We start from the raw sequence: 517 nt of genomic DNA on the forward strand, positions 1-517 counted from the left end.
CGGCGGACGGTCTTCGGCATTCGGTTGTGAATCTACGGCTTTCGGTGTGACGTGAGGGCGGGGTTTTCGCCGTATGAGCGCCCAGGTTTCACACTGGACGCCATAGTTTCACACTGAACGCGATACGCCATACGCTCAGCCAGCCAATGTCGTACCGGCGTGCAACGATTCGCGCATGCAACTTCAAGGAATCGAGCTGCGCTACGTGCTGACGATGTATCTGTCGCAGAATGGGCCTGCGACCATCGTCGAACTAATCGATGCGCTTGACCGGTACGGCTTTTGCGTCCGCGGCAGGCCTTCGAAGGCGGTGTCAGACGCGTTGCGTTGGGAAATCGGCAGGCATCGGGTACGACGGCTGGGCCGTGGGATGTACGCACCGGCGTACATTCCACACGCAACTGAATACCGGATCATCAACCGGGTGCGGACCACAGCGCAGTTGTCGCGCTGAGGTGGACAAACAGTTGTGTGCCCCTCTTCCAGATACGCGTGTGACAGATGTGACTCAGCCCGT

The 517-nt window shown here is 59.2% G+C and carries 1 protein-coding gene; it reads left to right on the top strand.

Features of this window, described 5'->3' with window-relative positions; genetic code table 11:
• Positions 1-175: 175 nt before the first annotated feature.
• Entirely contained in the window at positions 176-454 is a 279-nt protein-coding gene (locus tag A5791_RS22870; RefSeq protein WP_067241803.1) for a hypothetical protein, read from the top strand.
• Positions 455-517: the final 63 nt, after the last annotated feature.

The organism is Mycobacterium sp. 852002-51163_SCH5372311 (assembly GCF_001667115.1).
Taxonomy (GTDB): domain Bacteria; phylum Actinomycetota; class Actinomycetes; order Mycobacteriales; family Mycobacteriaceae; genus Mycobacterium.

What these genes read in the sequence shown, in the direction of transcription:
- A5791_RS22870 (WP_067241803.1), top strand. Translation starts at nt 176, where the DNA reads ATGCAACTTCAAGGAATCGAGCTGCGCTACGTGCTGACGATGTATCTG.